Annotated in this window: 30 protein-coding genes and 1 pseudogene; 14 read left to right on the forward strand and 17 right to left on the reverse strand. The window is 58.0% G+C overall.

The window, feature by feature from the left end; genetic code table 11:
* Positions 1 to 64 precede the first annotated feature (64 nt).
* Positions 65 to 1720, reverse strand: a complete 1656-nt coding sequence (locus ACR0JF_RS17610) for a tetratricopeptide repeat-containing sulfotransferase family protein (RefSeq protein ID WP_170661909.1) — start codon at positions 1718 to 1720, stop codon at positions 65 to 67.
* A gap of 191 nt (positions 1721 to 1911) precedes the next feature.
* Here ACR0JF_RS17610 and map point away from each other — a divergent pair, with 191 nt between their 5' ends.
* Positions 1912 to 2724, forward strand: coding sequence for a type I methionyl aminopeptidase (map, locus tag ACR0JF_RS17615; RefSeq protein WP_170661907.1), 813 nt, complete (start codon positions 1912 to 1914; stop codon positions 2722 to 2724).
* On the opposite strand, the gene ACR0JF_RS17620 is transcribed toward map, so the two are convergent.
* The 4 genes from ACR0JF_RS17620 to ACR0JF_RS17635 form a co-directional block, all read right to left on the reverse strand.
* Positions 2712 to 2891, reverse strand: a complete 180-nt coding sequence (locus tag ACR0JF_RS17620) for a hypothetical protein (RefSeq protein WP_170661905.1) — start codon at positions 2889 to 2891, stop codon at positions 2712 to 2714. The two genes, map and ACR0JF_RS17620, sit on opposite strands and share 13 nt — an antisense overlap.
* A 42-nt stretch (positions 2892 to 2933) precedes the next feature.
* A complete protein-coding gene (locus ACR0JF_RS17625; protein WP_170661903.1) occupies positions 2934 to 3281 on the reverse strand; it encodes a hypothetical protein in 348 nt (115 codons plus the stop codon).
* 130 nt (positions 3282 to 3411) lie between these two features.
* On the reverse strand, positions 3412 to 3978 hold the full coding sequence (gene rsmD / locus ACR0JF_RS17630; protein ID WP_170661901.1) for a 16S rRNA (guanine(966)-N(2))-methyltransferase RsmD: 567 nt from the start codon (positions 3976 to 3978) through the stop codon (positions 3412 to 3414).
* Complete coding sequence (locus ACR0JF_RS17635; protein ID WP_170662020.1) at positions 3975 to 5186, reverse strand: NAD(P)/FAD-dependent oxidoreductase; 1212 nt, start codon at positions 5184 to 5186, stop codon at positions 3975 to 3977. Before ACR0JF_RS17635 ends, rsmD begins: the two co-directional genes overlap by 4 nt.
* Before the next feature lie 99 nt (positions 5187 to 5285).
* Between ACR0JF_RS17635 and ACR0JF_RS17640 the strand changes: the two genes are divergently transcribed.
* From ACR0JF_RS17640 to ACR0JF_RS17655, 4 genes are all read left to right on the forward strand, one after another.
* Positions 5286 to 5771, forward strand: a complete 486-nt coding sequence (locus tag ACR0JF_RS17640) for a peroxiredoxin (protein ID WP_170379412.1) — start codon at positions 5286 to 5288, stop codon at positions 5769 to 5771.
* 103 nt (positions 5772 to 5874) lie between these two features.
* Positions 5875 to 6120, forward strand: a complete 246-nt coding sequence (locus ACR0JF_RS17645; protein WP_170661899.1) for a glycine zipper 2TM domain-containing protein — start codon at positions 5875 to 5877, stop codon at positions 6118 to 6120.
* An 11-nt stretch (positions 6121 to 6131) separates the two neighbouring features.
* Positions 6132 to 6476 carry an EF-hand domain-containing protein gene (locus tag ACR0JF_RS17650; protein ID WP_480669593.1) on the forward strand — a complete coding sequence of 115 codons (345 nt, stop codon included), beginning with the start codon at positions 6132 to 6134 and terminating at the stop codon, positions 6474 to 6476.
* A 14-nt stretch (positions 6477 to 6490) separates the two neighbouring features.
* The gene (locus ACR0JF_RS17655; RefSeq protein WP_170379420.1) at positions 6491 to 6802 is read left to right on the forward strand and encodes a hypothetical protein; all 312 of its coding nucleotides are present in this window, start codon (positions 6491 to 6493) and stop codon (positions 6800 to 6802) included.
* On the opposite strand, the gene ACR0JF_RS17660 is transcribed toward ACR0JF_RS17655, so the two are convergent.
* The 4 genes from ACR0JF_RS17660 to ACR0JF_RS17675 are packed head-to-tail and all read right to left on the reverse strand — an operon-like array spanning position 6799 to position 9541.
* Complete coding sequence (locus ACR0JF_RS17660) at positions 6799 to 7092, reverse strand: 4a-hydroxytetrahydrobiopterin dehydratase (RefSeq protein WP_170379422.1); 294 nt, start codon at positions 7090 to 7092, stop codon at positions 6799 to 6801. The genes ACR0JF_RS17655 and ACR0JF_RS17660 overlap by 4 nt on opposite strands.
* Complete coding sequence (locus tag ACR0JF_RS17665; RefSeq protein ID WP_170661895.1) at positions 7089 to 8276, reverse strand: GNAT family N-acetyltransferase; 1188 nt, start codon at positions 8274 to 8276, stop codon at positions 7089 to 7091. The genes ACR0JF_RS17660 and ACR0JF_RS17665 overlap by 4 nt, the downstream gene beginning before the upstream one ends.
* A 45-nt stretch (positions 8277 to 8321) precedes the next feature.
* Complete coding sequence (locus ACR0JF_RS17670) at positions 8322 to 9089, reverse strand: glycerophosphodiester phosphodiesterase family protein (protein WP_170661893.1); 768 nt, start codon at positions 9087 to 9089, stop codon at positions 8322 to 8324.
* Positions 9086 to 9541: a RidA family protein gene (locus ACR0JF_RS17675; protein WP_170661891.1), complete on the reverse strand. Its 456-nt coding sequence runs from the start codon at positions 9539 to 9541 to the stop codon at positions 9086 to 9088. The genes ACR0JF_RS17670 and ACR0JF_RS17675 overlap by 4 nt, the downstream gene beginning before the upstream one ends.
* Before the next feature lie 333 nt (positions 9542 to 9874).
* Here ACR0JF_RS17675 and ACR0JF_RS17680 point away from each other — a divergent pair, with 333 nt between their 5' ends.
* Together ACR0JF_RS17680 and ACR0JF_RS17685 are read left to right on the forward strand one after the other, a co-directional pair.
* Positions 9875 to 10645: an MlaA family lipoprotein gene (locus ACR0JF_RS17680; RefSeq protein WP_170662018.1), complete on the forward strand. Its 771-nt coding sequence runs from the start codon at positions 9875 to 9877 to the stop codon at positions 10643 to 10645.
* Positions 10635 to 11243, forward strand: coding sequence for a Tgt2/MlaC family protein (locus tag ACR0JF_RS17685; RefSeq protein ID WP_170661889.1), 609 nt, complete (start codon positions 10635 to 10637; stop codon positions 11241 to 11243). Before ACR0JF_RS17680 ends, ACR0JF_RS17685 begins: the two co-directional genes overlap by 11 nt.
* A gap of 181 nt (positions 11244 to 11424) precedes the next feature.
* On the opposite strand, the gene fliP is transcribed toward ACR0JF_RS17685, so the two are convergent.
* The 4 genes and pseudogenes from fliP to fliF all read right to left on the reverse strand — a co-directional run bounded on the left by fliP (position 11425) and on the right by fliF (position 14615).
* Entirely contained in the window at positions 11425 to 12156 is a 732-nt protein-coding gene (gene fliP / locus ACR0JF_RS17690) for a flagellar type III secretion system pore protein FliP (protein ID WP_170661887.1), read from the reverse strand.
* Complete coding sequence (locus tag ACR0JF_RS17695; protein WP_170661885.1) at positions 12156 to 12434, reverse strand: FliM/FliN family flagellar motor C-terminal domain-containing protein; 279 nt, start codon at positions 12432 to 12434, stop codon at positions 12156 to 12158. The genes fliP and ACR0JF_RS17695 overlap by 1 nt, the downstream gene beginning before the upstream one ends.
* On the reverse strand, positions 12427 to 13023 hold the full coding sequence (locus ACR0JF_RS17700) for an ABC transporter ATP-binding protein (RefSeq protein WP_170661883.1): 597 nt from the start codon (positions 13021 to 13023) through the stop codon (positions 12427 to 12429). The genes ACR0JF_RS17695 and ACR0JF_RS17700 overlap by 8 nt, the downstream gene beginning before the upstream one ends.
* Positions 13023 to 14615: pseudogene (gene fliF / locus ACR0JF_RS17705) on the reverse strand (flagellar basal-body MS-ring/collar protein FliF). Before fliF ends, ACR0JF_RS17700 begins: the two are co-directional and overlap by 1 nt.
* 119 nt (positions 14616 to 14734) lie before the next feature.
* Between fliF and ACR0JF_RS17710 the strand changes: the two are divergent.
* From ACR0JF_RS17710 to ACR0JF_RS17730, 5 genes are read left to right on the forward strand one after another with little or no spacing between them, the layout of a single operon-like run.
* Positions 14735 to 15232, forward strand: coding sequence for a flagellar basal body-associated FliL family protein (locus ACR0JF_RS17710; protein ID WP_170747467.1), 498 nt, complete (start codon positions 14735 to 14737; stop codon positions 15230 to 15232).
* Positions 15233 to 15241: 9 nt separating this feature from the next.
* Positions 15242 to 15745: a hypothetical protein gene (locus tag ACR0JF_RS17715; RefSeq protein WP_170661878.1), complete on the forward strand. Its 504-nt coding sequence runs from the start codon at positions 15242 to 15244 to the stop codon at positions 15743 to 15745.
* Positions 15742 to 16326 carry a MotE family protein gene (locus ACR0JF_RS17720; protein WP_170661876.1) on the forward strand — a complete coding sequence of 195 codons (585 nt, stop codon included), beginning with the start codon at positions 15742 to 15744 and terminating at the stop codon, positions 16324 to 16326. Before ACR0JF_RS17715 ends, ACR0JF_RS17720 begins: the two co-directional genes overlap by 4 nt.
* Positions 16327 to 16371: 45 nt before the next feature.
* The gene (gene motA, locus ACR0JF_RS17725) at positions 16372 to 17241 is read left to right on the forward strand and encodes a flagellar motor stator protein MotA (protein WP_170661874.1); all 870 of its coding nucleotides are present in this window, start codon (positions 16372 to 16374) and stop codon (positions 17239 to 17241) included.
* Positions 17238 to 19388, forward strand: a complete 2151-nt coding sequence (locus ACR0JF_RS17730; protein ID WP_170661872.1) for a hypothetical protein — start codon at positions 17238 to 17240, stop codon at positions 19386 to 19388. The genes motA and ACR0JF_RS17730 overlap by 4 nt, the downstream gene beginning before the upstream one ends.
* A gap of 563 nt (positions 19389 to 19951) precedes the next feature.
* Here the strand turns inward: ACR0JF_RS17730 and betB are convergent.
* On the reverse strand, positions 19952 to 21406 hold the full coding sequence (gene betB, locus ACR0JF_RS17735; protein WP_170661871.1) for a betaine-aldehyde dehydrogenase: 1455 nt from the start codon (positions 21404 to 21406) through the stop codon (positions 19952 to 19954).
* Between the two features lie 164 nt (positions 21407 to 21570).
* Here betB and ACR0JF_RS17740 point away from each other — a divergent pair, with 164 nt between their 5' ends.
* On the forward strand, positions 21571 to 21900 hold the full coding sequence (locus ACR0JF_RS17740) for a hypothetical protein (RefSeq protein WP_170661869.1): 330 nt from the start codon (positions 21571 to 21573) through the stop codon (positions 21898 to 21900).
* A 3-nt stretch (positions 21901 to 21903) separates the two neighbouring features.
* Here the strand turns inward: ACR0JF_RS17740 and ACR0JF_RS17745 are convergent, their stop codons facing one another.
* Positions 21904 to 22404, reverse strand: coding sequence for a potassium channel family protein (locus ACR0JF_RS17745; protein ID WP_170379453.1), 501 nt, complete (start codon positions 22402 to 22404; stop codon positions 21904 to 21906).
* A gap of 64 nt (positions 22405 to 22468) precedes the next feature.
* Complete coding sequence (gene trhO, locus ACR0JF_RS17750) at positions 22469 to 23374, reverse strand: oxygen-dependent tRNA uridine(34) hydroxylase TrhO (RefSeq protein WP_170747466.1); 906 nt, start codon at positions 23372 to 23374, stop codon at positions 22469 to 22471.
* Between the two features lie 94 nt (positions 23375 to 23468).
* Here trhO and pncA point away from each other — a divergent pair, with 94 nt between their 5' ends.
* Positions 23469 to 24065: a bifunctional nicotinamidase/pyrazinamidase gene (pncA, locus tag ACR0JF_RS17755; RefSeq protein ID WP_170661864.1), complete on the forward strand. Its 597-nt coding sequence runs from the start codon at positions 23469 to 23471 to the stop codon at positions 24063 to 24065.
* Here pncA and ACR0JF_RS17760 read toward each other — a convergent pair.
* Complete coding sequence (locus ACR0JF_RS17760; RefSeq protein ID WP_480669594.1) at positions 24062 to 24535, reverse strand: hypothetical protein; 474 nt, start codon at positions 24533 to 24535, stop codon at positions 24062 to 24064. The two genes, pncA and ACR0JF_RS17760, sit on opposite strands and share 4 nt — an antisense overlap.
* Positions 24536 to 24667: the final 132 nt, after the last annotated feature.

The raw sequence follows: 24667 nt of genomic DNA on the forward strand, positions 1-24667 counted from the left end.
CACCGTGGCGCAAAGCGGCGCGGATGACCACGCGCAGACGGGATGATCAACGAAACTTGAACCTCTACCTGTGAATTTCAGGCCAAAGATCGGCGTCCAACCCCTTCACAAACGGTGCGAAGTGATCGGCCACAGCCTGCCACCCCCCGACCGAGGCGGTGTTGACGGGTTTGCGAGCCTGTAGGTTGCTGGCCGTTCTGATCGCATCCGAGGATTTGTCGGGCGACAGCATCGCCGGTTCAAAAGGCAAGTCGCAGAGCTGGGCCAGCTCCTTTACACCGTCCTCAAGATTATTCACCAGATGTTCGTAGCTTATGTCATGGACCCGCCCCGGAAGCACGGCGTGCCAATGCTGCATATAGCGGCGATAGCGGTTGGCTTCGGCTGCCATCCAGCTCAGATCATGCGTGTAATACAGGCCGCCCGCCCCGAAATGCGTCCGCCACATCGACAGCGCCACATCGCGCGGATCGCGCATGACGTTCAGGATCACAGCGTTCGGGAAGGCTTGCGCAATCGGCCCCAGAAACGCGTAGTTCCCCGGAGCCTTGTCGACAAAGGCGCGCGTTCCTTCCGCCGTCTGGGGCAAATTATCCGCGTAGTAGTCGGCCAGCGCCTGCGCGTCACTTCCAGCACCCGGCTGGCTTTCGGCCTTGCGGGCCCAGTGGTGCACGCCCGCCAACTCTCCCAACCCCTGAACAGCAGAGTGCGAGGCCAGAATCCGCTCAATCAGAGTGGTGCCGGAGCGTGGCAAGCCGACCACAAACACTGGCCGCGGGATATCGGTGCGCGGCGCTGATGCAGGGGCGGGCAGAGGCGTGCTCAGACGCTGGCGGCAGGCTTTCTCGGCCCGGGTTTCCCAGCTTTTGAACCCATGCTGCAACTGATCATGCGCCTTGCGCAGCTGAAGCATCTCGGTCGCGGTATCGCCATCCTGTTTCGCAAGGCTCGCGGCGGCGAAATGCACAGTGGCTGCGGCTTCCCGATTGGCGTTGCCCGCCTCAAGCAGTTTAGAGGTCAGAGCCTGCAATTCCGCCCTATCCTCAGCCGACAGGTTCGGCAGAGTTGCAGCGAACTCCAGCGTTTCGGGATCCTCGGGCGCCAGCGCAAAGGCGGCGCGGCCATGGGTTAGAGCCTCAGACATACGCCCCAAACCGACGAGACCCTTGGCCAGTCGCAGCTGACCGTAGTGGAATTTCGGGTGCTTCTCGGCCACGGCCAACAGGACGTCGATGGCCTGGTTCCACTGGTGCATCTCATCCAGAATATCGGCCTTCAGGCAATGGGCCTGCAGATTGCCGTTTTGATGGCGCAGAACCTCATCAACATCTACCAACGCCTCGCTCAGTTGACGCTCCTGCAACAGGGCCATGGCGCGCACATAACGTTGCGGTGGGGTCAGAGGGGCCTTGGCCCCAACTTTATTCATCAGGGTTAGCGCCTTGCCGGCATCGCCGCCCTGAACAAGGCTCAGCCCGAAATTCTGGATCAGGTCGGGGTTCTCCGGCTCCATCTTCCAAGCGCGCTCCAGATGGGTCTGTGCCTGTTTGAATTCCCCCTGGTGAATGCATGCAAGACCAGCCATCTGCGGAAACGCGGGCATTTTGGGCCATTTCTTCCCGGCCTTGACCGCACGCTTCAGCGCCCGGTCCGCGCGCCCGGTCTTGAGCATTTCACTTATGGTGGCAATCTCGGCCCTCAGCTGGTCTGCTTTCTGCATCTGACTGCCCTTCTTCTAATTTAACGCCCGAGAACTATCTTATCCGTGCTAGTTTATATCGCTGTACGCGTCCACCTGTGATCGGATCATCATCCATCCGAGATACAGGCCTGCGACGCTGCACCCTCTGGAACTTTCTGCACAAGCAGCGTAAATAGAACACTGCGCGAAACATTTGGAGCCTTGCATCCATGAAAGAACACCGTGGCCGCCTGACCAAGGACGGTATCCGCATTTACGAACAAGGTGACTTTGCCGGCATGCATGCGGCAGGGGCTTTGGCCGCGCGGATACTGGATGACATCGCGCAACATGTCTTCCCCGGCCAAACCACCGGTGCGATCGACGGGATTATCACCCAGATGGTCGAGGACGCGGGCGCGACTTCGGCCACGATTGGCTACAAGGGCTACCAGCACGCCAGCTGTATCAGTGTGAACCACGTGGTCTGCCACGGCATTCCCGGTGAGAAAAAGCTCAAGGACGGGGATATCCTGAACATCGACGTCACCGTCATCGTTGACGGCTGGTTCGGCGATACATCGCGGATGTATGTCGCAGGCAAACTGCCGCGAAAAGCCGAGCGTCTGATTCAGGTCACCCATGATGCACTGTTCAAAGGGATCGAGATGGTCAAGCCGGGCAACACGTTCGGCGATATCGGCCACGCGATTCAGTCCTATGTGGAAGCACACCGCATGAGCGTTGTCCGCGATTTCTGTGGCCATGGGCTGGGCCGCGTGTTCCACGCGCCGCCAAACGTGCTGCACTATGGCCGCCCCGGAACCGGCTCCGTTCTGGAAGAAGGGATGTTCTTTACCATCGAACCGATGGTCAATTTGGGGCGTCCCGAGACCAAAACGCTGGCCGATGACTGGACAGCTGTGACCCGCGACAAGTCGCTCTCGGCACAGTTCGAACATTCGGTCGGTGTAACCGCAAATGGGGTTGAGCTCTTTACCCTGTCACCCGGCGGCAAGTTCCATCCGACCTATTCTTCGTGATCGGCAGCCTGATCCCGTAGCACTTTCAGCAGCATCGTCTCAGCCCCCCACGGCGTGATCGCGTCGTGGATGAACACCGGCGCGCGTGCAGGTTTGCACGGCGGGCCGGTTTCTGTGTCAGTGTCCTGAGCCAAACCCCAGAACAAGGGCGGTAGGGCGCGGTCCATGCCAGAAGCCTAGCACAAACCGGCCCGCGCCTCAAAATCGGATCAAGATGGCGTGCAGCTGCCCCTGTCAAATCGCTGTGAAGCGCCTTTGATCATCATGTCATATTCGAGACTCACAAGATCAACGGCAAAGTTGACGACCTGACCATCCTGAATCAGTAAAAACGTCAGGTTGTCCAAACCCGGCAGGATGTCCGCCTCGCCCTGCAGATCTCCGACAGTGATGTGCCCTTTGTCGGACCCGCCCGAACGGGCCAACGTCACGTTGGATTGATCCACAGACGAGGTGCAATTGGCCATAAATTCATTCGCATCGAGTTTTGTTTGCCCTGCAACAACAGGGGAGGAGCTCAGCACGAAGGCCGAGGTCAGAGCAGCTCTGAGAAGCATTGAGAGTCCTTTGAGGGTTGTTCCGCGTTTCCACGGCGCGTAGAGGCGAAATTGGCCGCAATTTTGGCGGAGATGCGTCAAATTGCTGACCGCCCAAATTCAATTTTAAAACGAATTGGGGCAGTCAGGATCAACCCAAATGATCAAGTGATTGAAGCATCAACGAGATATGCGTGTCGCCGTATTTTCGACTGTCCAACAACTGGAATCCATCCGGCGCTTGCATCGGAGCGTTTTCTTCCCACACGATAAACGCCCCCTCAGCGATCCATCCTGCATCGGACGCCTTGGCCAGCGCCTTTTGGCCCAGAGACTTGCCGTAAGGCGGGTCCAGAAAGATCAGGTCGTAGGGCGCATTGGGGTTTTCACCCAAACGCGTCGCATCCCGGCGGATCAGATCGGTCCGGTCAACGCTGCGGGTCAGGTCGATATTCTTGCGGATCAGGCCCTGCGCGACACGCCCGTCGTCGACAAAGGTGACGTGGTCGGCCCCGCGCGACAGCGCCTCGAGCCCCAGCGCGCCGGTGCCTGCGAACAGGTCCAAGACGCGTAGGCCTTCAAAGTCGATCTGATGGCTCAGGACGTTGAACAGGCTTTCACGCACTCGGTCGGTGGTAGGACGCAGATGGGCCCCTGCATCCCCTTTGCCGACCGAGGCCAAGGCACGACCCCGGAACTCTCCGGCGATGATCCTCACGCTTTGAGCAGCGGTTTCAGATCTGCAGCCGGATCGGCCACCACGGCAGGATCCGCGGTTTTGCCCGAGTCGATGAGGCGTTTACCGACCATATAGGCGCGCGGATCGTTCATCGCATCGACCGCAATCAGCTGGTCACCTTTGTAGTACCAGAACGACACGGTCTGACCTTCGCCCTGACGGGTGACAACCCGATCATAGCCCGTGTTCAGGCCCGCGATCTGCAGTTTCACGTCAAACTGATCCGACCAGAACCACGGCGTTGCTTTATAGTCCTTGGCCGCCCCCAGCATGTTCTGAGCGACGATCTCGGCCTGATCGATTGCGTTGGGCACACTTTCCAGACGAATACGCCCCGCGCCATGCGGGAACGAGGCGCAATCCCCCGCCGCCCAGATCGACGGATCAGAGGTGCGGCCATGCGTGTCGGTTTTGATGCCGTTGTCCAGCTCAAGCCCGGCCATCTCGGCCAGTTGGCTGGACGGCGCGATGCCAACGCCTACGACTACAAAATCAACCTCGATTTCGGTTCCATCCGTCAGAACTGCACCGACGACCTTGCCGTTTTCGCCGATCAGACGATCAAGGCCGACGCCCTCGCGGATGTCCGCTCCATGACCCGAATGCAGCGCGCGGAAATAGTCGCTGGTTTCCTTGGCGGCGACGCGTTGCAGGATACGCTCGGCCATTTCTACCAGCGTCACCTTGACCCCGCGCTTGGCGCATACGGCTGCGGCCTCAAGCCCGATATAGCCGCCCCCGACGATCAGAGCGCGCGCGCCTTCAGTGACCCGAGGCTCCATCTCGTCGATATGAGCCAGATCGCGCACCACATGAACGCCCTGAAGATCACCGCCGATAGAGGCAGGCAGATAGCGCGGATCCGACCCGGTGGTCAGCGCCAGTTCGTCATAGGAGATGACCTCATCCCCCACGGTCACGGTCTTGGCCTTGGGGTCAATTGCAGTAACACGCTGCCCCAGACGCAGGGTGATGTTGTTGTCGGCGTAGAAGCTTTCGGGGCGCAAAAACAGACGCTCCAGCTCCATCTCGCCCAGCAGATAGGCCTTGGACAAGGGCGGGCGCTGATAGGGCAGATGCGGCTCGGCCCCGATCAGGGTGATATCCCCTTCAAACCCATCCTTGCGCAGTTTCGCAACAAGCGACGATCCGGCCTGCCCGGCGCCGATCACGACAATATGGCTCATGTTCATCACACCCTGTCGAATTCTCATGGTTACTTTTGTCCGACCACCTATATTGCGGCATAGCCCGACTCTGCAAATCCAAACGACAGGAGCTGATAAATGATTACAACAGGTGAGATGCTGCCCGACGCCACGCTGACCCAAATGGGTGCGGAAGGCCCAGAAGAGGTTCGGATTTCAGACAAAACCGCGGGCCGCAAAGTGGTGATCTTTGCTGTTCCTGGCGCGTTCACGCCGACCTGTCATTCGGCCCATGTGCCCAGCTTCATGCGCACCAAGGATCAGTTCGAAGCCAAGGGCGTGGATGAGATCATCTGCATCTCCGTCAACGACCCGTTCGTGATGAAAGCCTGGGGCGAAGCGACCGGCGCGACCGAGGCCGGCCTGACCCTGCTGGGCGATGCCGCGTCCGAGTTTACAAAGGCCATCGGCATGGATTTTGACGCCCCGCCGGCCGGGCTGTTGGCGCGTTCTCAGCGCTATGCGATGCTGGTCGAAGACGGCAAGGTCACTGCGCTGAACTTGGAAGAAAGCCCCGGCGCTTGCGAAATTTCGGCCGGTGAAGGCTTGCTCGAAGTAATCTGACGCTGTTCTGCCCCGGCTAAACCGGGGCCGTCCTAACCCTATTTAACTTGATACAACGCCCCAGTGTGCGATTATCAAAGGCACATAGCTGGGGAGTATGTTTATGTATCTCAAAGCCATTTCACTCATTCTGGGCGGCGCAGGCCTTCTTGCAGCTTGCGGCCCGGCCCCGACACCACAGCAACAAGCGGCACGACAACATGAAATCGCCTGCCTGAGCGGTACCTTGGGTGGCGCGCTGATCGGAGGCGCAATCGGCAATCAGTTCGGCGGTGGTTCGGGCAAGTCCATTCTGACGGGTGCAGGTGCGGCTACCGGAAGTATCGGTGGCGCAAGATTCGCATGTTGAGGGGGACAGCTGTGAAACGAATAATCTGTATCGCTGCTTTTATAATGGCCAATGCCGCAGCTGCGGACGACGTGGCTGAGCTGAATGAAAAAGAGCTAACAGCCATTGACTCGAACAATGATGGCTTCCTGTCCAAAGATGAGTTCAATGCCTTTTCGGACTACGCCTTTCAGGCGATGGACGAAGACAAGAACGGCACGCTCGGCCTGTCCGAGGCCAAACCCTTCCTGGACATAAAGCAATTTCAGGACGTTGACCGGAACGGCGACAGTCTTATCTCAAAGGCAGAATACGATGCGCAGATGAGCAACGATTTCGACGCTGCGGACAAGGATGGAAACGGCCGGTTGGACTAACCCCGGAGGGTGAGATGAACAGATGGATCTGGATCGGCGCGCTGGCCGTATTGGCGGCATGTGACGTACCGCAGGCCCCGGTTGTGACCGGTCCCGACGGGCAGGCCCGGATTCAGATCAACACCAGCGGGCTGACCTGCTATGAGAGGCGGTGTCTGGACATCAACCCAGCGGCGCGCAGTGTCCGGTCTATCGGAAACAAAACGACCCGCATTCCTGGCAATATCGACGTCAGTAGTGGCACGGTCACGCCGGATGAATTCCGCCAGATGGCGATCACGGCATCCTTGGCTGGCGGCATCGGGTCCGGACAGGATCGCGACTAGACCAGTCCGTCCATCTTGCGCGCCAGTTTCGCATCCAGCGAAGACAACCCGCCGACGTCATGGGTGGACAGCACGACCTCGACCGTGCGGTAAACGTTGGACCATTCTGGGTGGTGGTTCCATTTTTCGGCCCAGATCGCCACTTGAGTCATCCATCCAAAGGCGGCGACGAAATTGTCAAAGATGAACGTTTTGGTGATCGCATCCCGGCCCTCAACCATCGTCCAGCCATTGTTGAACAGCGGATCAAGAAGGGGGCCACGGGTCTCGGTCGACAAAAGCTCGGTCATTGCTGTTCCTCCGGGTTCGATTTTCTGAACGGACCGTAATCCGTCAGAATCTCAATCTCTTCTCCCACCGCGCGGCCTTCAGCGTCCAGATATTTTTTGACGGCATCGGCGAATCCCGGATCGGCAATCCAATGAAGGCTATGCGTGCGTGTTGGCAGGTAGCCACGTGCAAGCTTGTGCTCGCCTTGCGCTCCGGCTTCGACCCTTTGCATGCCATGCGCGATGGCAAAGTCGATGGCCCTATAATAGCACAGCTCGAAATGCAGGCAGGCATGATGTTCCACGCAACCCCAGTAGCGACCATAGAGCGTCTCACGCCCGATGAAATTCAGCGCCCCCGCAATGGGATACCCATCGCGTTCTGCCAGCACCAAAGCCATATCACCGGCCAACGTCTCCTGCGCGATATCAAAGAACTGGCGCGTCAGGTAAGGTGAGCCCCATTTGCGCGCGCCGGTGTCCTGATAGAACCGCCAGAAGGCATCCCAATGCTCGGGCCGAAGGTCATCGCCTGTCAAGGTACGGATCTCACCACCGAATGCATTGGCCTGAGCACGCTCCTTGCGGATGTTCTTACGCTTGCGCGAGGACAGCGCCGCCAGAAAACCGTCGAAATCCGCGTAATCGTCATTCAGCCAATGAAACTGCTGCGAGCTTCGCAGCATCAGGCCCATCTGCTCACCCGCCAGCGCCTCGTCTTCGGTGCAGAAGGTCGCGTGAAGCGACGAGACCTGATTGTCTGCCGCCAGTTGAACGGCGCCCTGCACCAGCGCGGACATCCCAATCCCTTCATATCCCGGACGCACCAGAAAGCGCCGCCCGGTGGCGGGCGTGAAAGGGGCCGCAATCTGTAGTTTGGGATAGTACCGCCCGCCCGCGTTTTCGTACGCATGGGCCCAGCTGTGGTCGAAGATATATTCTCCCTGACTGTGCGACTTGGCATACATCGGGGCCGCCGCGATCAGCATCCCATCCAGATAGGCCGTCAGGTATTGCGGCTGCCACCCGGTGCCCCGCCCAACCGAGCCGCTATTTTCCAGGGCCAGCAAAAACCGGTGCGTGGTAAAGGGATCCAGCGGATGCCCGCCATCTGCTGTTTCGGGGCAAGCGCAGGCATCCCACTCGGCCGCAGAGATTTGCGAGAGTGATCCGAGTACCTGAATTTCGATCTGCGCCTGATCCATGTGCCCTCCGCGTCTGGTCTTTATCTGTGACGAGGTGCGACAGGTTCAACCCGGATGCTTGGCCAGATACCCCTCAAAGGTCACATTGTCGGCAACGGCGCGGGCCTCTGCCTCTTGTTCAGGCGACTTTACCGTCCAACACAGAATCGGCACACCGCGCGCTTTCAGCTCGGCCACGCGCGGGCGGCCCAGATCATGAACCTCATGGCTGATGAAACTGGCCCCAACCCGGTCGAAATCGGGAATATCGCGCAGGTGATCGCACACCGATTGCGGCAGCAGCTCGACACTCGGCTTGTAGGAACAAGTCACGATCCCACGTGGCAGATGTGGGGCGAGACGGGCCAGCTCGGCCACGCTGTTGGGGTTGAATGACATCAACGCCACCGGACCGTCGTAACCCTCTAGCGCCCGCACGGCATCCGCCTCGAGCGGGCCGACATTGGTGCCCATGGCTCCATCCTGATCCTTGAGCTCGATCAGCAGCGGGACTTTGCCCGCGACCATCTCAAGCACATCGTCGAGGGTGGGAATGCCAGCCTCGGCGTGCAGCAGCTGCGTGGCCTGCGCCTGCGCGGCCGAGACCTGCTGGATCGGTCCAGACTGCCCGGTCAGACGCGCCATGTCGTAGTCATGAAACACCATCGCACGGTTGTCCGAGGTCCGTTGCAGGTCAATCTCGATCCCGTAGCCGGCCTCGATCGCGGCACGAATGGCCGCCCGGCTGTTTTCCGGGCGGTTATCTGTTTTGTCATGCAGCGCCCGGTGCGAGATCGGGGCCTCAAGAAACGCGGGCGGCAGAGCAGGTGTCATTGGACTTCGAAAATACCTTCGATTTCGACAGCAACACCCAGCGGCAGTGATGCAGCGCTAACCGCCGAGCGGGAATGACGACCCGCCTCGCCCAGCGCCTCAACCAGGAAATCGGACGCACCGTTGATCACCTGCGGCTGCGCGGTGAAATCAGCAGTCGAGTTCACAAAACCGGTCAGCTTGATCACCCGTACCAGCTTCTCGATATCCCCATCGCAGGCCGCTTTGACCTGAGCCAGCAGGTTGATCGCACAGACCTTTGCCGCCGCTGCACCGGCGTCGACATCCATGTCATTGCCCAGTTTGCCGGTGATCAGATTGTCCGCTTTGGAAATCTGACCCGAGACATAGACGATATTGCCCACGCGCACGAAAGGCACATAGTTTGCGGCCGGGGCCGGTGCGTCTGGCAGCGATACGCCCAGGCTTTGTAGTTTTTCCGAGATGCTCATGTGATTGTCCTCACCCAAAATCGACTCGGGCGGACGCTAACCGGGATGATGCCGCTGGGAAAGCCGGAAACCGATTTTTCTGACCGTCGCCTTCAGTGGGCATATCCTGTCCTATTTCGAACTGTTGAAGTCGTGTCACTTTACCTTCGTTGATTTACCGGGTTTAACGCTATGTGTTTCATTCAAGCTCTGAAACCTCTATGTGACAACAACTTGTGTCGGTTAGACACGCAGGTATTGATTGATCGCCCAAGCGTCGTACCGGGCCGTATTGGAGTAGCTAAGACCGTGTTGAGCAAATTTGGCTTCAAACATCTTGTTGTTCTGTCACTTATGGCTGTGTTGTCGGCCTGTGCGACGCAATCCCCGGAACAGGCTGCCCGGGGTGAGATTTTCGACCCCTATGAGAACGCCAACAGAGGCATTCACAAGTTCAACCTTGGCGTCGACAGGTTTCTGTTTCGCCCCGCCTCAAAAGGCTATGTGAAGATCGTCCCTGATCCGATGGTGACCAGCTTCAGTACCTTTGCGGAAAACATCTCTCTGCCCGGGCAGGCGGTGGATTACCTACTTCAGGGAAACCCCAAGCAAATGGGCAACGCCTTGTTGCGGTTCGTGATCAACATGACCGTTGGTGGCTTTGGCCTGTCGGCCCCGGCGGATGAGCTGAACCTGCCGCCCGTCGATACGGATTTCGGCGAAACCCTGCACGTCTGGGGTGTTGGTGAAGGCGCCTATGTTGAACTGCCGTTCTATGGCCCATCGACCACCCGTGACGCTGTAGGTGTCGTTATCAACCTGTTCTCGAACCCGATCAACTTCACTCCGGTACGCCCTGCAGACAATCTGGGGGTTTATGCCGAGGTCGTACGTCGGATGGGGGATCGGGGTCGATTTTCTGATACAGTGGACTCGATTCTCTACGAAAGTGCCGACAGCTATGCGCAGGCCCGACTGATCTACCTGCAAAACCGCCGTTTCGAATTGGCACGCGACGACGAGGACGCCTTCCTGGATCTCTACAACGATCCATATGCCGACGCCGGAACCGACCCTGTTAGTGACCCCCTTCTCGACCCCTACGAGGACCCTTATGCTGAGTAACGCTTTAAACCGAAGATATTTCCTGAAAACCTCTGTGGCCGGAGCAGCTATTGTTGCCCTGCCCTTGCCCGCTCTGGCCCTGACCGAGGCGGGCGCCAAACAGCTGGTCAACAGTGTTGTCGCGGATATCAACCGCGTGATCGCCTCGGGTAAATCCGAAAAGGCAATGCTGCGCGATTTCGAGAAGATTTTTGTGCAATACGCTGATGTTCCGATCATGGCGCGCTATGCGCTTGGGGCAGACGCCCGTTCTGCCTCTCCGGCGCAGTTGAGACAATTCACCAAGGCGTTCCAAGGATATATCTCGCGCAAATACGGACGCCGGTTCCGCGAATTCATTGGCGGCCAGGTGGATGTACGAAACGCGCGCAGAATCAAAGCCGGCTATGAAGTACGCACCTCGGTCAAGCTGCGGGGATCGTCGCCCTTTGACGTGACCTTCCTGGTTTCTGACAAATCCGGTCGCGACAAATTCTACAACATGTTCATTGAGGGCGTGAACTTGCTGCTGACCGAACGCACCGAAATCGGGGCGATGCTGGATGCGCGTAAAGGCAACTTGAACCAGCTGATCAAAGACCTCAACAGAACCGGGTAGCACCGCCTTTTTGTGTGCTGAAACGCCTCCGCGCTCTTTGCGTCGGAGGCGTCTTCGTTTCTACACCCGCGAGAAGGTCATTTTTCTTTGGGACCTCGCACACGCCGAAGTTGACGCGCCGTTTTCCAAAGCTCTCACTAAAACTAAGCTTGTACCCCGCTCCACGCCCAGCCTTGACCCTCTAAGGCATGTAACTTCGGATCAAAGCGCTGGCGATCAAAGCCCATCCATCTGCGATCACGAAAAACGCCAGCTTAAACGGCAGCGAGACGATTGCAGGCGGCACCATCATCATGCCCATCGACATCAAAACGGCAGCCACAACTAGGTCAATGATCAGAAAAGGCAGGAAAATCAGGAACCCGATCTGAAACGCCCGAGCGATTTCAGACAACATGAAGGATGGCATCAGAACTGAAAGTGGAGCATCCGGAGACAGGACCATCCCCTCGCCTCCGGGGCGCAGAGCGGCCATGGATTGAAACGTCTCAATATCCAGTCGCGCGGCCATGAACTCTCGGAACGGGTTCAGGGCGCGTTCCAGAGCCGTTTCAACCTCAAGCGTTTCATGGATCAAAGGCTCAATACCAATAGTCCAGGCTTCGGTGAAAACCGGCTCCATAATGAAATAGGTCAGGAACAGCGCAAGGCTGACGATCAGCATGTTTGGCGGAGATTGCTGCAACCCGATGCCCTGTCGCAGGATCGCGAGAACCGTGATCAGAAACGGAAAACAGGTGATCATGATCGCCAGCCCGGGCGCAAGGCTGAGAACGGTGATCAGCAAAATCAACTGGATCGTCCGGGCCGAGATGGACCCACCTTCCCCAAGCGACAGGGTCACGTCTTGAGCCGCAGCCAGCGAGGGCAGCGTAGCCACCACCGCCACAATCAGCCAGAGCCACAGGCGCATCAGCCGATCACGTTCTGCAAATCCGCGATTTCGGTCAGACGTACGGCCAGTTGACCGGTCTGATCGCCCTCCACCTCTTCCAGAATGCCACGGGCAACCAGTTGGTCGCCGACATATAGATCCACGGGGTCTTCGATCCGTTTGTCCAGTGTCAGCACCGCGTTTTCGCCCATATTCAGCAAGTCCCGGATCAACGGGCGGGCGCGGCCGACGGAAACGGTGACTTCGATCGGGACAGCATCAAAGGGATTGGTTTTCTGGGATTGGGTATCAGTCATGGGTCAAAGCCTCTTTCGCCTCAAACATGTAGGAGTCAAATGCCTGCTGAACCGAGGACAGCAGATCCACGCAATCCACCTCGCGTCGCGAGATACCGACCTGCAGCCGCGCTTGTCCGGGTTGCAGCGAGGAATCCTCAATCACGCGCGGGGGCTGTGGCATATCCGATGACAGCAAATCTTCGACCTCGGCTGCGCGCCCTCCTGGCACAAGTATCTGGATGGGTTGGTCGATCTGGGTTCGTGCCATGTCTTGCAGCTGTTCCGACAGGCGGTGAGCAAAGCTGCGGTCGATACAATCCGGCAGCACCAAGTTCACCAGGCTTTGGAACATCGGCTCCAGCGACAGGGTCATACGTGTCAGCGCTTCGTGATAGGTAAAGGACATGTCTTCCAACGCCTTGGCCAGTTCTGCCGAGACCTGGCCCCGGTTCTGCTCCTGCGCTTGAACAGCGTCTTCCCATCCGGCACCGTAGCCTTGTTCGAAAGCGGCCAGGCGCTGTTCCTCCAGCGCGTCTTCATCCAGAAGGTGCAGCTTGCCGCCTTCGACCTGCGCGGTGAAATCCTCAAGAAGGTGAGCAATCGACATCAGACCCGCTCCTCACCTTCTTCAAGCCAACTGCGCAGGATTTCGACCGTTTCTTCCTGTTTGCCACCGATCATCGCCCGCAACCGATCCACAGGATCTGCGTTGCTGTCCGACCCAAGCGCCGGCACGCCGGCCGACTGCGCCTGCCCTGGCAGAGCTGTGAACTCAGCCGACTCATCTGGCGCGATCTCACCGACCAAAACCTGGGTGTCCTGTGCGTCACCACCACCTGCAGGCAACAAGGCGGGGGCGGCAGCCGGTTTCATCAGGATCGGGCGAATGACGAACAAGGCCAGAACCAGCGAAACAAGTGCAAGCACCGCCATCTGGATCAGAGACATCGCGTCCAGATGAATATTCTGCCACATGGAAGACGAAACCAGCGTTCCCTGCGGCTCTACCACCGGCAGATCAAGCGATTTCAACGTGATCACATCACCCCGAGCTGCATCGAAACCAACGGCTGAGGCCACAAGCTCCTCAAGCGCGTCAAGCTCGGTCTGAGGCAGGGGCTCAAAGCTTTCCGCCCCGTTTTAATCTACCGACCGGAGGCCATTGACCAACACCGCGACTGTCAGGCGCTTGATGGCACCGGGTGCGTTGTGAACCTCAAGCTCCGTTTCTGAGACCTCATAGTTCACGCGCTCGCGGGTCTGCGTCGCGTTTGAGTTCGATTCGTCCCCGCCCGCGCCGTCACCATCCGGCAGGTTGGAGGCAACCGTCACATCGCCGGACTGATTGCGCACACTGTCCGAGCGTTCCTCGACATCCGTGCTGATCGCGACCCGCCCTTTGGGGTCAAAGCGGCGTTCGCGGATGGATTCGGTATTGGTTACCGTGTCGACACTGACCTCAACCACAGCGTTTCCGGTGCCCACGCGCGCCTCGACAAGGCGCAGCACGCGATCACGCAACTGACGGGATTTGTCATCCGCCGTGTCAGCTGCAACCGCCGTGTCCTGTCCACCAATCACGGCGCCGCTTGAATCCACAACCGTCACGTTTTCCGGCGCAAACCCGCTGACCGCCGAGGCGACCAGAAAGCGAATCGCCTTGGCCTGATCGCCCGTTATCTGCGCGCCCGATGGAACCAGATAGACCGAGGCCGTGGGCGCAACGCTACGCTGAAACGGGTTGGCCGAGCCATTTGCGATATGCACCCGCGCCTGACTGACATGAGGACCACCGACGATGGTGAGCGCCAGCTCACCTTCTTTTGCGCGCCAATAAGCGGCATCGAACATCTGCGACGTGGTGCCAATCCCGCTCAGCGAATCGAGCAGCTCATAGCCACGATTGCCATTTGCTGGCAGTCCTTCGCTGGCCAGGGTCATGCGCAGCTCATCCCGCTGCGAGCCGGGCACGTAGATCGAGCCGCCCCTGATCTCATATGTGACGCCGCGCTGATCGAGTGCACGCACGATATCGCTCGCGGCCCCGCTTTCCAGCCCTGCATAAAGAAGGGTCATAGAGGGTGCTGTCACAAGACGGGACATCCCGAGAACCCCCAGAAACACCAGCGCAACCGCGCCGACGACTATGATTTGCTTTCGCCTGTCCAAACTTGCCCAGACAGTTCCGATCTGCTGCACGCTCACCTCCAACTCGCCGACATTCTGCACGGCGCATCCCTTGTTTGAACGATTGCCCTTAACAATCGGTTAGTCCCTGCCGGGTTATGACAGCTTCAGATCGAATGAATGAGGACGTCATGACTGACGCCACAACGGAAGAGGCAGAAGCCCCTAAGAAATCAGGAAAAATGGGTCTGATCGTCGGGGTGATTCTGGCGCTCGTCGGGGCGGGAGGCGGCTATTACGCGACCACGTCCGGGCTGTTGCCCTTTGGGGCAAAACCCGAAAAGGCGGAATCTCTGGACGCAGACAAAGACAAACCGGCCAAGGCCCTGCCGGACGTGGAATTCGTCGATCTTCCGCCCGTCATCCTCTCGGTGAATGCGGGTGAGTCGCGGCATCTGAAATTCCACGCGCAGCTCGAAGTTAACTCGGCCTACATCATTGATGTGGAAAAAATGCAGCCGCGAATCATGGATGTGCTGAACGGGTACCTTCGCGCGCTGGAGGTTGCGGATCTCGAGGACTCCTTAGCGCTGGTGCGTATCCGGGGACATCTGCTGCGGCGCATTGAAATCGTCGTCAGAGAGGGTCGTGTGTGCGACGTTCTGGTGATGGAATTTGTTCTGAATTAGGAGACGAAATTGGAGCTTATTGCAGATATTTTGCTGGTCGCGGGCGCGCTGGGCGCTGGTCTATATTGCTTTGTTCTGTCACGCCGCCTGAAACGGTTCACGGATCTGGAACAAGGCGTGGGTGGGGCCGTTGCGGTGCTGTCCACCCAGGCGGAAGAGTTGAAAAATTCGCTGTACAGCGCGCGGGCTGCCTCGGACCAATCCGGGAATGAGCTGAAAGAGCTGACGGAACGCGCGCAATCGGTTGCGCAGCGGCTCGAACTGATGATGGCCGCAATGCATGACGTCGTCCCAGAAGAAAAGGCCGCGCCTGAACTGCCCGCGCCGGAAGTTTCTTCAGATCGTAATGAAGAAACAGAGGGCGAGGCTGAGCCAGAGGAGACCTCTGACGTTCAGGAATCGGATGCAGACGACACGTCCGCCGAGGAGAACAAGTCCGAGCAACCAGCCAAAGCTCCGGAAGGTTTGATGTTTTTCCGGCACAAACGGAAGGGTGCGGAGGTTGCCGAATGAAACGCCCTGGCACGCAGAAAGGCAGGGCGCGACCCCGCAGCGGCGTGTTGGCGGTGATTGCGCTGTTGATGATCGGGTCCGCCGCGATTCGCCTTGGACTGGAAGCCGGGCCCGCGTTGGCCAAGACAGTTGAGCCAACAAAGTCCGAAGAGCCGTCTGTGTCAAAACCCGCTCCGGATCTGCAGGTGCTTTTGAACGAACTTCTGCGCCGTGAAAAACGCCTGAAACAGCGGGAAGAAGCCTTTGAAGAAAAGGAAAAGGCGCTGGAGATTGCCCATGGGGCCATCGAAACGCGCTTGGCTGCGCTACAGCAAGCCGAGGAAGACCTGCGGGAAACACTGGCATTGGCAAACAAGGCCGCTGAAACGGACCTGACCCGGCTGACGGACGTCTACCAGAATATGAAACCCAAAGATGCCGCTGCCCTGTTCGAGACGATGGATCCCAGCTTTGCGGTCGGTTTCCTATCGCGCATGCCTGCCGATGCGGCAGCGGGTGCGCTGGCCGGCCTCAGCCCCGAAGCCGCTTATACGATCAGTGTCGTCATGGCGGGTCGAAATGCTAATGCCCCACAGGAATAATCGCATGCTTTTCAAAGCTACTTGGACACTTATCGGAGATCGCAAATGATTGGAATTGTTGGAATTATCGTCATCTTTGTGATGGTGTTCGGTGGCTATCTGGCTGCGGGTGGCAAGATGACGATTATCATGAAATCCCTGCCGTTTGAGATGATGATGATCGGAGGTGCCGCTGTTGGTGCCTTTCTGATCAGCAACGATATGGGTGGGATCAAACATAAGATCAAAGACATGGGCAAGGTCTTCAAGGGGGCAAAGTGGAAACCCGAAGACTACCGGGACCTTCTATGCCTTCTATTCTCTTTGATCCGGATCGCACGCGCAAACCCGGTCGAAATTGAACAGCACATTGAAGACCCCGAGAACTCGAGCCTGTTTTCCGGCTACCCGAAAATCCAGTCCGACAAGGAAGCTGTGGATCTGATCTGCGACACGATGCGTTCGGCTGCGCTGAACTATGATGACCCCCATCAGGTCGAAGAAGTTCTGGAAAAGCGGATGGAGGCCAATTTTCATCACGCCATGCATTCCAGCCACGCGCTGCAAACCGTCGCCGACGGCTTGCCCGCCCTTGGGATTGTCGCCGCCGTTCTGAGTGTGATCAAAACGATGGGGTCAATCGACCAGCCGCCCGAGGTTCTGGGCAAGCTGATCGGGGGCGCTCTGGTCGGGACATTTCTGGGGGTGTTTCTGGCCTATGGTCTGGTGGGGCCATTTGCGGGCAAACTGAAAACCCTCGTGGAAGAAGACAATCACTTCTACCAGCTGATCAAAGAGGTTTTGTTCGCCAACCTGCACAACCACAACGCCGCCATGTGTATCGAGGTCGGCCGCCAGAACACACCGACCCACAACCGGCCCTGTTTCTCGGAACTGGAGGACGCCCTCAAGGAACTTAAACAGGCGGCGGCATGAAGCGCTTAGCTCTCTTCACGTCGATTCTGATCTCAATGGCAACCTCGGCTGCCGCTGAAACGCTGGTTGTCAGGTCCGGGGAACATGACAGCCACGCCCGCCTCGTCGTAAAGGTTCCGCCGGGCACCGGATGGGTACTTGCACGCCGAAAAAACGGGGCGCGGCTGACCGTTTCAATCGACGACGTCCGGTTTCAGACAGAAGCCGTATTTGGGCGACTAACATCGAATCGCTTGTCCGCCCTTTCTCAATCGGAACCCAGCGCCGCACTTGATTTGGAATTTGGCTGCGACTGCGTCGCCACAGCCTTTCTGTTTCAACAATCAATGATCGTAGTGGACATTTCGCAGGCCACTTTGCTTCCGCCTTTGACGGCCAACATCCCTCTGCCAACGACCCTGCCGCGGTTGGAGGCAGAAGATCCACTTGAACCCTTGGCGTTACCGCTTTTGACGCTGAAACAACAAGGCTTCAGAGATCAACTCTCAGCTAGGCTACTGCAGGGTGCGGACCGAGAGGTCCTTGACCTGGTCCTGGCCGCCATTGGACCCCGCACTTCAACTTCGCCGAGCGACATGGACATGTTGCCGAATTTTGCAGCGAATGTGAATGTCTCAACGATTGTCGACGAGTTGGAAGGTCTTCTTGGCCCCGACATCCCTCAAGTTGAAAAACGCCCCGCCTGCATCAGCAGCGCTCGGCTAAGGTTCGACACATGGTCGGACGCGCGCCCGTTCGACGAACAAATCGCCGATCTGCGCTCTGGTCTGTATCAGGAGTTTGACCGCGTCGACGCCGACCAAGCGTTCAAGCTGGCGAAACTCTACACTTTTTTCGGGTTCGGGGCAGAAGCTATCTCCACGCTTGCTCTTGTTGAAAACCATTCCGAAAAGAAAAGCTGGGTGCAAGCCATAGCTAGGCTTGTGGATCACCGTGAGTCTTCAGAAGAAAGCCCTTTTCGGGGTCTTCAGCGTTGCAGTAGCGATGCAGCTTTCTGGTCACTGCTCAGCGAGCAGACGTTGAGTCCAGATGCCGATCTGGACGCGATAGAGCAGTCTTTCTCCAGCCTTCCCCGACATTTGCGCCGCAGTTTGGGCCCAAGACTGTCATCGATTTTGGTTGAAGCTGATAAGCTGGAAGCGGCGCGGCGGGTGATGCGTTCCGTTGATCGCGTGGAAACGGAGGAACAGCCCAACGTTGCCAAGGCTCAGATCGCTCAGGCCGAAGGCGACTCTGAGGTGGCCGATGCCATCTTGGAAGAGGTGATTTCTACGCCGGAAACCGCAACAGATGCCCCTCTGGCCTTGGCGCGCTTGATCGAGAAACGCTGGGCAGAGCGGGGGGCGGTATCCCCGCAGGACGTTGCCCTTGCCGCAGCCTACGCGTTGGAGTTTCGTGGATCTGAAACCGGACCAATGATGCAGCACGCACATATCGTTGCGCTGAGTTTGAACAATGAGTTCGATACGGCCTACGACCTGATCCAAGCTCTTCCCGAGGGTGATGATCGCGCGGATGTTCTAAACCGCCACACACATCTGCTGGAAGAAAGGTCAAACGATGTAACCTTTCTGAAACAGGTGCTGTCCATGTCTGATAGCGACTCGATGGCTTTGACCACGCAAGCCGCTATTGCAGTGTCAGATCGGTTGGGCGCTTTAGGATTTGCGGCTCAAAGTTCTGCCTTTGCAAATCGGACACATGACACGACGGACCGATCCCAACGGGCCCGATTGCGCGCGCGCGCGGCACTGTTGGACCAAAAACCGCACAAAGCGATGCTGGAACTTTCCGATGATGCTTCAGTGGCCGCCGATACCCTGCGCGCTCAGGCCCTGGCGGCAACCGGTGATCTGGATGCGACGGCAGACTTGTACCGAGACCTCGGCGAAACCGAGGTTGCGAACCGGTATTTCTGGTTGGCTGGATTGCCCGAAAATATTGAGCCTGAAGGTCGATTTGCGAACCTGTCCGAGATTTCGGACAAGCTTGCCTTACCGCCTCGTCGTCTTATTGAGATGCCTCTGGCCGACGCCAACAGCCTACTGGCCGACAGTGAAGAGACCCGAGCGCATATTGCCGACCTTTTCGGTTTACTCTCCGACCCAGAACGCGCGCCTGACGAGGGAGCAGATCCCAACCAATGACACCAAAGGTCTAGCGCAGATTCCGATAATTCATTTTCAATCTAATAGCGTATTTCCCCTTAGTGCGACGCTGGATAAATACCTTGATGAAAATTCTGGCGGGACTTCGCGCGGTCCTTCGACCGTTAGCCACAAAGAAACATGACCAACTGTACGCCGCCGACTAAAGAGGTTGGCGACTTTCTGAGAGGTTCCGATAACAAGACTTTCCCCATAACGCCTCGGCTCAAGACATTTTGCTTTCCAAGCCTTTGCATGGTTCACGGCTTGGAAAACGATGTAAAGGTCCATGTCCAAGCGTGTTTATCTCTAATCCGTCGCTCTCGCCGTGACCAACATTACTGGGTTTGAATCCTGAGCCTCAATCCTGTGCGATTTGGGAAATGGGTTTCAGGCGCGCTTAGTCGTTCTGAAATAGAATGAACATCGGTGGTCTGCGAAACCCACGAAAAACGCAATTGCACCCCATGGCGATGCTCGGAAAAACAAGATTCCAGATCGCGATAGAACGGCGCTCTGCCACTCGTGTATTGAGAAGAGCAGAGCGCCAACAAGGCGGTTGATCAGTAAGGCGCCTCGACGTCGTTCATCGAGACGTAGACGGTTTTCATCTCGCTGAAATGGTTGATGGCGAGTTTTGAGTTCTCGCGACCGACACCCGACATCTTGGAGCCGCCAAACGGCGCCTCAACCGGGGCGAGGTTGTAGGTGTTGATGTAGCAAGTCCCGGCCTCGAACCCGGCGACGATGCGATGGGCGCGGGTCAGGTCGTTGGTGAAGACCCCAGCCGCGAGACCGAATTCAGTGTCATTGGCGCGGGCCAAGACTTCTTCTTCGGTGTCGAAATCCAGAACGGACATGACCGGGCCAAAGATCTCTTCGCGGGCGATGGTCATGTCGTCGGTGACGTCGGCGAACACGGTGGGTTGCATATAGAACCCCTCGCCCTCGATCCGTTCTCCTCCATAAACCAGACGCGCGCCTTCGGCTTTGCCCTTTTCCACATAGCCCAGCGCGATGTTCATCTGATTTTCGCTGACCATGGGGCCAAAGTTGACCTCTTCATCCAGCGGATCGCCGATCTTGGCGGTTGCCAGACGTTCGGCCAAGCGGGTCAGAAACGCCTCTTTGATACCTTTTTGAACGAACACGCGTGTGCCGTTCGAACAGACCTGACCCGAAGAATAGAAATTGCCCAGAATTGCGCCTGAGACCGCGTTTTCGATATCGGCGTCGTCGAACACGATCATGGGGGATTTGCCGCCCAGTTCCATGGTCACATGCTTCATGCCATCGGCGGCCGCGGCATAGACCTTGCGGCCGGTCGGCACCGAGCCGGTCAAAGACACTTTGGCAACGCGCGCATCAGTCACCAGCGATGCACCCACATCGCCATAGCCCTGAATCACGTTGTAAATGCCCTTGGGTGCGCCTGCTTCGATCAGGATCTCGGCGACTTTCAGCGCGGACAGAGGAGTCGTCTCGGACGGCTTGAACACCATCGTATTACCGCAGGCCAACGCCGGCGCGCCCTTCCAGCAGGCGATCTGGGTCGGGTAGTTCCACGCGCCGATGCCGACGCACACACCCAGCGCTTCGCGGATGGTGTAGACGAAATCTCCCCCGCCCAGAGGGATGTGTTCACCGGTCAGGGATGCGGCCAACCCTCCGAAATACTCCAGCGCATCCGCGCCCGAGGTCGCGTCGGCCACCAGCGTCTCTTGCAGGGGTTTGCCGGTGTCATGAGTTTCCAGCACCGACAGGTCGTTATTGCGGTCGCGCATGATGTCTGCGGCGCGGCGCAGAACGCGGCCACGCTCGGTCCCGGACATGGCGGCCCATTCTGTTTGCGCGGCTTTTGCGCTGTTCAGAGCCTGATCAACGATCTCGGGCGTGGCTGAATGCAGCCGGGCAATGACCTCACCCGTTGCAGGGTAGATCACATCAATCGGCGCGCCGTTGGTGTCTTCGACATATGCGCCATTGATGAAATGGCTCGCCTTGGGCTGAAATTTCATGCCGGGTTCCTTTTCCGAAGCAATTTCCCAAGCGTGTATCTTTTGTTGATTGATCAGTCAATAAAACTGAATCACGGCAAACTCCCGCTGATGTGAATCGCCGTGCCCTTGAAAAAAAGAGTTAATGTTCTATTTATGTTCCACATAGTCAGAGGAACAATCCGATGTCTTACCACGCCCGAAATCAGGCCCTAAACGGCCCTTCGAACGACTACCACCTGCTGCCGGTCACAGATCGGCAGATGCGCTATGCCCGCGCCATCGCCGAGCAGACTGCACTGGAAATCCCGGTTGAGGCGCAACGTGACCGCAAGTCCATGTCTGCTTGGATCTCGGCTCACAAGCCCGAGGATCCATCGCCCTTTGCCAACTACCCGACCGGCAAACAGGTCGCCTTTGCTGAACGGATATCGCGCAGCAAACGTCGCCCGATCCCGTCCGAGTGCTTTCGCGACAAACAGTTGATGTCGCGTTGGATCGAGCAGAATAAATAGAGCCTAATGCGCATGGTTTCGCGAATAAAGCGACACAGCAGCCGCAACGAACATGCCCAAAAGGATATATCCTGTGACGGCCTCGGACACGGCCAAGCCGCGGCATAGGCCTGTTGGGCTCATGTCGCCATACCCAACGGTGGTGAAGGTGACATATGAGAAATACAGAATATCGGCAGGGCCTTCCGCCCCGAGAACGCAATTGTCGTTGTAGCCAAAGGCCCCATAGACGGCCGCAAACAGGAACGGCACGACCTGAATGAAGGATACACCCATCAAGAACAACAGCCTACGCGGCGATTTCACCTGGGTCATGTAATACCACGACTGCGACACCAGCCAGATCAGCAACGCGACCGAGGCAATGGTGCCGATCGTGTCCCCAGCGGTGGTCTCACTCAACCGCGACAGGCCGAACCATGCCAGAAAACTGGCCAGCACCAACCCGGCAGCGGCCAGAAAGGTCGATTTCCATTCCGCCAGAGTTGTCGGTTTGCGGGTCATTGAAACTCCATCACACCTTTTCGGGGATGATCATCGGGATTCCCCGCCGACCTGCAAGTCGAATTCAGACGCTACCCAGATGCTCATCGCCGCGCGCGCGGGCTAGAAGGATCTGTTTCTGCCGCTCACGGAACCGCATCTTGTCGGCCTCTGACGTCTCATCCACACAGAGATGGCAGGACACGCCATGTTCATATTCCGGGCGCTTCATATCTTCGGGCAGGATTGGGCGGCGGCATCCGTGGCACAGGTTGTGCGGCCCCTCGACCAGACCGTGACCAACCGACACACGATTATCGAAGACGAAGCACTCTCCCTTCCAGGTGCTGTCCTCGGCGGGCATTTCCTCAAGATAGCGCAGGATACCACCTTTGAGGTGATAGACATCCTCGACCCCCTGACCCAGCAGAAAATTGGTGGATTTCTCGCAGCGGATACCACCGGTGCAGAACATCGCGACACGCTTGTTGTGGAACCGGTCCTTGTTCTGCTCCCACCAGTCGGGAAATTCACGAAAGCTGGCGGTTTCAGGGTCTATAGCGCCCTCAAACGTGCCAATCGCCACTTCATAGTCGTTGCGCGTGTCGATCACGACCACATCGTCCGAGCGGATCAGATCATTCCAATCCTCGGGTTCGACGTAGTTGCCAACGCGGGCACGCGGATCGACATCCGGCTGGCCCATGGTCACGATCTCTTTCTTCAGACGCACCTTCATCTTGCCAAAAGGCGCATAGTCGGCGGTGGCCTCTTTCCACTCCAGATCGGCACAGCCCGGCAGCGCCTTGATATGCGCCAGAACGGCGTCGATCCCAGAGCGCGGGCCAGCAATCGTACCGTTGATCCCCTCTTGCGCAAGCAACAGGGTCCCTTTGACTGATTGCGCACGGCACAGATCCAGCAGCGGCGCGCGCAGGGCGGCGTGATCAGCGAAACGGGTGAAGTGGTAGAGGGCAGCGATCGTATACATGCGCGCGGTCTAAACCTGACAGCGCAGAGTCGCAAGGGATCGGATTGACGCTTCCTGCACTGCGCCGTACCGATAAACCAAAGGAGAGATTGCCATGACCCATGCCCTGCTTGTCATCGACGTCCAGAACGATTTCTGCCCCGGCGGAGCGCTGGCCGTGCCCGGGGGGGATCAGATCGTTGCCCCGATCAACGCCATGATGGACAGGTTCGATGCCGTCATCCTAACGCAGGACTGGCATCCGGCGGGGCATTCCTCATTCGCGAGTTCGCATCCGGGCAAGGCCCCCTTTGAAATGACTGAGATGCCCTATGGCCCGCAGGTTCTGTGGCCCGACCATTGCGTGCAGGGCACCGATGGCGCGGGTTTTCACCCGGATTTGCGCACGGATGGCGACCTGATCATCCGCAAAGGGTTCCGAAACGCCATCGACAGCTATTCGGCGTTTTTCGAGAATGATCAGGCGACGCCGACCGGGTTGAAAGGGTATCTAAACACGCGCGGCATTTCGAAACTGACCCTCGTGGGGCTCGCGACCGATTTCTGTGTTCACTACTCGGCAGTTGATGCCGCGAAGCTGGGCTTTGACGTCACCGTCGTGCAAAGCGCCTGCCGTGCGATTGACATGGATGGTTCACTGGCTGTGGCGCAACAGGCTATGCAGGCCACCGGGGTTACTCTGGCCGACTAAGGCGCTGCACCCGTTTCTGCGAGATACTTAAACACCGCGAACAGAATCACCGCAACTCCAAGACCAACACCAATCCGCCCCTTTGCCGTCCTGCGTTTGGGCATGTCAGGCCGTGGCACCGGAGGGCGCTGAACGGGAATAACCCGGACAAGCCCATCAACTGCCTCGGCGCGGCGAATGTGGCCGAGGAATTGCCGTAGATCGAACTCACCACAGTATTCCCCCTGCACACCCCGAGTTTTGATGTTGTCGAATAGAGTGCGCAGTATCCGGGTTCGGTCGGGTAGGTCTTCGGTTGGAAACTTGTCCGGCACGATGCCACTGACATGGGAGTCGAGATCGAACCCCGCGTCTTGGAACATCATACGAATCCCAGGGGAAGCCCCGCGCAACGCGTCAGAGGTCTTCACATCTCTGAACCGCGCACAGACCTGAACCGGAACATCCCCTTCCGCCGGTCTTACAACCATATCAAAATCGTACAACAAACTCATTAACAACCATCAGTTTTGTCTTTCCATCCCACCCCATCACTAATTGGTGAAAACACCGGACAATAAGCCCGCATTGTGACGTCAAACGGGCATTGTCACCGAATCAGC

The sequence above is a fragment of the Ruegeria sp. BG11 genome (assembly GCF_056538565.1).

Bases quoted from the DNA above. Each gene is read 5' to 3' on its own strand.
- ACR0JF_RS17610 (WP_170661909.1), bottom strand. From the start codon at position 1,720: ATGCAGAAAGCAGACCAGCTGAGGGCCGAGATTGCCACCATAAGTGAA.
- map (WP_170661907.1), top strand. From the start codon at position 1,912: ATGAAAGAACACCGTGGCCGCCTGACCAAGGACGGTATCCGCATTTAC.
- ACR0JF_RS17620 (WP_170661905.1), bottom strand. From the start codon at position 2,891: ATGGACCGCGCCCTACCGCCCTTGTTCTGGGGTTTGGCTCAGGACACT.
- ACR0JF_RS17625 (WP_170661903.1), bottom strand. From the start codon at position 3,281: ATGCTTCTCAGAGCTGCTCTGACCTCGGCCTTCGTGCTGAGCTCCTCC.
- ACR0JF_RS17635 (WP_170662020.1), bottom strand. From the start codon at position 5,186: ATGAGCCATATTGTCGTGATCGGCGCCGGGCAGGCCGGATCGTCGCTT.
- ACR0JF_RS17640 (WP_170379412.1), top strand. From the start codon at position 5,286: ATGATTACAACAGGTGAGATGCTGCCCGACGCCACGCTGACCCAAATG.
- ACR0JF_RS17645 (WP_170661899.1), top strand. From the start codon at position 5,875: ATGTATCTCAAAGCCATTTCACTCATTCTGGGCGGCGCAGGCCTTCTT.
- ACR0JF_RS17655 (WP_170379420.1), top strand. From the start codon at position 6,491: ATGAACAGATGGATCTGGATCGGCGCGCTGGCCGTATTGGCGGCATGT.
- ACR0JF_RS17660 (WP_170379422.1), bottom strand. From the start codon at position 7,092: ATGACCGAGCTTTTGTCGACCGAGACCCGTGGCCCCCTTCTTGATCCG.
- ACR0JF_RS17665 (WP_170661895.1), bottom strand. From the start codon at position 8,276: ATGGATCAGGCGCAGATCGAAATTCAGGTACTCGGATCACTCTCGCAA.
- ACR0JF_RS17670 (WP_170661893.1), bottom strand. From the start codon at position 9,089: ATGACACCTGCTCTGCCGCCCGCGTTTCTTGAGGCCCCGATCTCGCAC.
- ACR0JF_RS17675 (WP_170661891.1), bottom strand. From the start codon at position 9,541: ATGAGCATCTCGGAAAAACTACAAAGCCTGGGCGTATCGCTGCCAGAC.
- ACR0JF_RS17680 (WP_170662018.1), top strand. From the start codon at position 9,875: ATGGCTGTGTTGTCGGCCTGTGCGACGCAATCCCCGGAACAGGCTGCC.
- ACR0JF_RS17685 (WP_170661889.1), top strand. From the start codon at position 10,635: ATGCTGAGTAACGCTTTAAACCGAAGATATTTCCTGAAAACCTCTGTG.
- fliP (WP_170661887.1), bottom strand. From the start codon at position 12,156: ATGCGCCTGTGGCTCTGGCTGATTGTGGCGGTGGTGGCTACGCTGCCC.
- ACR0JF_RS17695 (WP_170661885.1), bottom strand. From the start codon at position 12,434: ATGACTGATACCCAATCCCAGAAAACCAATCCCTTTGATGCTGTCCCG.
- ACR0JF_RS17700 (WP_170661883.1), bottom strand. From the start codon at position 13,023: ATGTCGATTGCTCACCTTCTTGAGGATTTCACCGCGCAGGTCGAAGGC.
- ACR0JF_RS17710 (WP_170747467.1), top strand. From the start codon at position 14,735: ATGACTGACGCCACAACGGAAGAGGCAGAAGCCCCTAAGAAATCAGGA.
- ACR0JF_RS17720 (WP_170661876.1), top strand. From the start codon at position 15,742: ATGAAACGCCCTGGCACGCAGAAAGGCAGGGCGCGACCCCGCAGCGGC.
- motA (WP_170661874.1), top strand. From the start codon at position 16,372: ATGATTGGAATTGTTGGAATTATCGTCATCTTTGTGATGGTGTTCGGT.
- ACR0JF_RS17730 (WP_170661872.1), top strand. From the start codon at position 17,238: ATGAAGCGCTTAGCTCTCTTCACGTCGATTCTGATCTCAATGGCAACC.
- betB (WP_170661871.1), bottom strand. From the start codon at position 21,406: ATGAAATTTCAGCCCAAGGCGAGCCATTTCATCAATGGCGCATATGTC.
- ACR0JF_RS17740 (WP_170661869.1), top strand. From the start codon at position 21,571: ATGTCTTACCACGCCCGAAATCAGGCCCTAAACGGCCCTTCGAACGAC.
- ACR0JF_RS17745 (WP_170379453.1), bottom strand. From the start codon at position 22,404: ATGACCCGCAAACCGACAACTCTGGCGGAATGGAAATCGACCTTTCTG.
- trhO (WP_170747466.1), bottom strand. From the start codon at position 23,374: ATGTATACGATCGCTGCCCTCTACCACTTCACCCGTTTCGCTGATCAC.
- pncA (WP_170661864.1), top strand. From the start codon at position 23,469: ATGACCCATGCCCTGCTTGTCATCGACGTCCAGAACGATTTCTGCCCC.
- ACR0JF_RS17760 (WP_480669594.1), bottom strand. From the start codon at position 24,535: ATGGTTGTAAGACCGGCGGAAGGGGATGTTCCGGTTCAGGTCTGTGCG.